Source organism: Kitasatospora sp. NPDC048296 (assembly GCF_043201815.1).
Taxonomy (GTDB): Bacteria; Actinomycetota; Actinomycetes; order Streptomycetales; family Streptomycetaceae; genus Kitasatospora.
Window position 1 is genome coordinate 1 of the sequence record NZ_JBICZB010000162.1, and the last position, 3,971, is coordinate 3,971.

The window sequence follows — 3,971 nt, forward strand, 5'->3', positions numbered from 1 at the left end:
GCTTACTCATGTTGCTCTTGGTTCCCACCTGTGACTGCTTCCTCTGGGCTCATACGTCCCAGTGTCCAGGTGTCCAACCGCAGGGTGGAACTTCAGTGACTCCCCGGGCGATCAGCAGGTCGTGGCCAGCCATCTCGTGCGCGGAGCCGGGCCGGGAGAGCTCCTCGGGGTGCAGGATCTTCCCGATGTCGTGGGTGGCGGCGCCGAAAAGGACGGCGTCCCGGTCGCAGTCCAGCTGCGGGTAGTGCCGTTCGACCCAGTCGACCAGTTGGTGGGCGACATCGTGGACGGCCCGAAGATGGGCCGCGAGCCTGGGTGGGGCATGCAACTCTGCGAGGAGGCCAGCGACCTGGCGCGGGAGCGGTCGCAGTACGGGGTCGCCGGGCAGGTGGTTGGGCATCGGGTTGCTGCCGTGTCCGGGCAGAGGCGGTCAGATGAGCCTGTCGCGGTGGCGGGCGGCGGTTTCGCGGACGAGCTGGGCGAAGCGCTCGCGGCGCGGCCGGTAGCCTGAGGCGCCTCCAGCGGGCACGGTCCTCCGCCTCTGCCCACCTGGCCGGACGACGGCTGTGGTCGGGTAACCGGGGCGTCGGATCCTCTTTGGTGCACCGTCCTGCCGACCGGCTGCGGGTGTCATCCGTGGGTGGCCACCGAGAGCGCGAGAACGAGGACGAGTCCACCCGCGGGGTTGTCCTCAAGGGTGATCCGGCCGCTGCCGGACGCCTTCAGCTGCCGAACCGCGGCTTGCAGGCCGCCGCCTGAGCGGCGCGGGTCCGCGAGCAGCCAGGGCTTCGCCTCGCGGGCCACGTCCGGCCCCCGGTCCGCCACGCGGACCTTGAGCACGTCCGTTGCCGCAGCCGCTTGCACCAGCACGCGGGCTCCGGGCGGCGTGCGCAGCCATGCGTACCTCACCATCGCGGTCAGCGCCTGGTCCAGCTGTCCCTGATCGACGGGCACCGGTGGCAGCCGGTTCGGCAGGTGAACGGTGCTGTGACCCGCTGGCATGGCGGCCACTGCCGTGGAGACGGCTGAGGCGACGGAAGCCCACCCCGGCGAGGGAGGCCGAGCGACTCCCGGCCGGACGGCCCGCTGCTCATGGGCACGTCGGCTGCGCACGACCGCGGTCAGGTGGGCGACCGTGCCCGCCGCCGCGCGAGCGGCCCTGCGGCTGTGACTGGTCACGAGCGTTCTTCTCTGTTCCGTGAGCGGTTGGACGGGGTACCCGGCACGTCTTCGAGTCCGGTTCGCTTGCCCTGCTGAGGGAACTTCAGCCTCAGCCGGCTGAACGCTTGATGGCGAGGAGCCCGCGAGCGGTTCGCGGACAGGTCGGCTCTCCTCGGGGCGGGATCAGCCGCGGGTCCGTCGAGCACGGTTGCGGCGGTGGAGGGCGATGAGGAGGGCGGCGGCTCCGGCGATGAGGACGGCCGTGCCGCCCAGGAGGAGTGGGAGGGCGTCGCTGTGCCTGGTGGCCGTGCGGGTGACCGGGTGGGGGGTGTGCGGCGAGCTGGTGGTGGGGGAGGGTGCCGTCGGCGGGACGCCATTCGCGGGGCCGTGGTCCGTGGGGGCGCCGTCGCGGGTGGGGACGCTCCATGTCTGGTCCGTGCTTCCTGGCGTGCAGGGCCGGGTGACGGGTGTGCCGTCGGGGGTGGCGGTGAGGCACTGCTCGGACTTCTTGTTCCGCAGGGTTCTCGCCGTGGCGTCGTAGGTCCACTGCTTGGCGGGGTCGGCGACCTTGCCGTCGTCGGCGGCGCCGGCGCAGTCGCGCACGGCGGTGGTGGAACTCTGTTCGGTGAGACAGTAGTTGGAGGGAAGGCGCAGAGTCTGGTCGGGGGCAAGGACCCAGGCGCGGTCGGCGGTGGGCGTGCAGTCGGACACCGTGAGCTTGGTGCCGTCGCCGGGGGTGCCCTGTGCGGTGAGGCAGGAGCGGCCGTTCTGCAGCGGGCCGCGGGCGCTGTTGCCGATGGCGTTGCGGTGCGTGCTGCCCTGCGCGGTCAGCTCGGCCTTGGCCTGCGGCTTGCAGAAGTCGCGCAGTTCGGTGGAGGTGGCCGCGGCGGTGACGGTGCCCGCGTTGCCGGTCGGCAGGCCGAAGGTGACGGCTGAGTTCGGCTGGTCGTAGCAGGTGGAGCGGGGGTCGTTCCACTCGAAGTACTCGGTCCAGTCGACCATGTTGTCGGGGGAGATGCCGGTGGCCTTGGTCTTGATGCTGCCCAGGTCGATGGTGGTGCCGGTGGTCTGGTCGGTGACGGTGGCGTCGAACCATCCGCCGGTGGTGGCGGCGACCTTGAACCGGTAGGTGTGGTCCGCCTGCCAGTCCAGGGCCGCCGAGCACTGCTGACCGGTGCCCTCGCCGCCGAAGGGCTTGCAGCTGCTGCCGGGGCTGCCCGGCTTCGACTCGGTGGTGTCCCAGGCCGAGAAGAGCACTTTGCGCGGGGAGCCGCCGTTGCTCTGCATGCCGATGTAGGCGGTGTGCTGGTTGTCGAAGTCGAACTGGTGGCTCCAGAAGATCTCGGCGGTGTAGCCGGGGTCGTAGGCCGGGGTGGTGGTCCAACTGACGTCGTGCAGGGAGCCGGTGCCGCTCGGGAAGGTGTAGTAGGTGTACGTGCCCGGCGTGTGTCCCTCATCGGCGGCCGCCGTGCCCGCGCCGGCCAACGCGATGGCCATGGCACCGAGCCCGCTCGCCAGGGCGAGGCGGCGCGCTCCGGAGAGTCGTTGGACGCGGGTCGGGCGGTTGTGCATGCGGGCTCTCCTCCGGGCTGCGGTCGAGTCGTCGAACCGGTCGTACGTCGTAGGAGCATGGCGGACGGATCATGAGGCTCTGATGAAGGAGACCATCCAGAGTTCCCGCCGAGAGGCGCGCTCAGAGGCGTCCGCGATGGGACGACTGCCCTCATCAGAACCTCACGTTGGGGTGGCTACGGTGCCCCAGCCAACGGGAGGCCAGTACTCCTCCCGGCGGCTGCCGTGCGACTGGCCGGGGCCGACATCCCGGCCGCGGCGTTTCGAACTGCAAGCGACGAACAGGGCCCGTGTGTCCTCCCATCCGGAACCACCGTCCGGTCCCGAGGAGGGCACCGGGACAGGGGTAGCCGGATGACTGAGGAACGGGCGTACGCCGTCGGTGAGTCGGTCGCCGGGCGTTTCGAACTCCTGGAGCGGCTCGGCGCCGGCGGCACGGGAACGGTCTGGCGGGCCCGTGACCTGATGCTGGAGCGCGAGGTCGCCCTCAAGGAGATGCGGGCGCTCGGCTCCGCCGACCAGGGCCACGCGGACCGCACCCGGGAGCGGGTGCTGCGCGAGGCCCGGGCCCTGGCCAGGGTCAACCACGCCAGGGCCGTCACCGTCCACGAGGTGCTCGACCACCAGCCCTTCCCGTGGCTGGTGATGGAGCTGGTCACCGGCCGCCTCCTGCACGAAGTCCTCGCCGATGGCTCGCTCCCTCCCGAGCAGGTGGCCCCCAGGGGAGGGAGACGTCGTGGCGGACCGTAAGGGCTTCTGGGGTCGGGTCACCGACGCGCGGCGGGAGCGGTCCTGGCTGGAGCTGGTCGCCGTCCTGTTCTTCTGGAGCGGCCTGCTGGCCTTCCAGGCGTTCGAGGTCTTCACGGGCCGCACCGACCGGGTGACCTCGATCATCTCGGTCTTCCTGCTGCCGCTCGGCGTGCTGCAGACGGGCTCGGCGATGGTCCGCAAGGCGCGCAAGGGGCGCTGAACGCGACGGTGTGCGGAGGGCCCTTGGAGCGGCCCCGCCGCGCTGCGGTTCCGGCGGCCCGCCGGTTGGCGCAAGGGTCAGCGGGCGCCGCGAGTGAGAACCACCGCGACTGGTCGCATCCGCAAGCCCTTGAGCACGAACGTGCCGGCCGCGTGGTGCCGCCGTAGTGCCGGGTGGAGCGGCCGCAGCTGGTCGACGGCCGCCTCGGCCGTCCGGCCGCGGTGGGCCGACCGGGAGTCCGTGGTGTTCGTGGTGGACGAGCTGAGCC

The 3,971-nt window shown here is 71.6% G+C and carries 4 protein-coding genes and 1 pseudogene; 2 read left to right on the top strand and 3 right to left on the bottom strand.

Annotated elements, in window-relative coordinates; genetic code table 11:
- Nucleotides 1-97 precede the first annotated feature (97 nt).
- From ACGF12_RS38045 to ACGF12_RS38055, 3 genes and pseudogenes are all read right to left on the bottom strand, one after another.
- Nucleotides 98-400: pseudogene (locus ACGF12_RS38045) on the bottom strand (phosphohydrolase); the annotation flags it as partial.
- 230 nt (nt 401-630) lie between these two features.
- A complete protein-coding gene (locus tag ACGF12_RS38050) occupies nt 631-954 on the bottom strand; it encodes a hypothetical protein (RefSeq protein ID WP_393041078.1) in 324 nt (107 codons plus the stop codon).
- A gap of 390 nt (nt 955-1,344) precedes the next feature.
- On the bottom strand, nt 1,345-2,733 hold the full coding sequence (locus ACGF12_RS38055; RefSeq protein WP_393041081.1) for a DUF3472 domain-containing protein: 1,389 nt from the start codon (nt 2,731-2,733) through the stop codon (nt 1,345-1,347).
- 354 nt (nt 2,734-3,087) lie between these two features.
- On the opposite strand from ACGF12_RS38055, the gene ACGF12_RS38060 reads away from it, so the two are divergent.
- Together ACGF12_RS38060 and ACGF12_RS38065 are read left to right on the top strand one after the other, a co-directional pair.
- A complete protein-coding gene (locus ACGF12_RS38060; RefSeq protein ID WP_393041084.1) occupies nt 3,088-3,483 on the top strand; it encodes a protein kinase in 396 nt (131 codons plus the stop codon).
- Nucleotides 3,470-3,703 (top strand): hypothetical protein, encoded by a 234-nt coding sequence (locus tag ACGF12_RS38065; RefSeq protein ID WP_393041087.1) that lies wholly within the window; start codon nt 3,470-3,472, stop codon nt 3,701-3,703. Before ACGF12_RS38060 ends, ACGF12_RS38065 begins: the two co-directional genes overlap by 14 nt.
- Nucleotides 3,704-3,971 lie beyond the last annotated feature (268 nt).